Below are 234 nucleotides of genomic sequence, written 5' to 3' on the forward strand. Positions count from 1 at the left end.
GAAGTTTGCTGGCCCTGCTACTGCTCTGGCCCATGCACAGCCTGGCTGAACAGCCCGTGCTGCGCTTCTCCGTTGCAGAGAGCTGGAGCATGCCGCTAGTACGCATAGAAGGCGACCAGCCGGTGGAAGGCCTGGTGTATGACCTGATACAAGCGCTGGCCAAGGAAGTGGGCGTACGCCCCCAGTATCACGTCATGGCCCGCCTTCGCCTGCAGGAGGCCATGAACAACGGCG

The 234-nt window shown here is 62.4% G+C and carries 1 pseudogene; it reads left to right on the forward strand.

Annotation, left to right across the window (positions count from 1 at the left end):
- Nucleotides 1-5: 5 nt before the first annotated feature.
- Nucleotides 6-234, forward strand: a pseudogene (locus tag SB765_RS33975) (amino acid ABC transporter substrate-binding protein); the annotation flags it as partial.

This window comes from Pseudomonas sp. SIMBA_067 (assembly GCF_046534675.1).
GTDB classification, from domain to species: Bacteria; Pseudomonadota; Gammaproteobacteria; order Pseudomonadales; family Pseudomonadaceae; genus Aquipseudomonas; species Aquipseudomonas putida.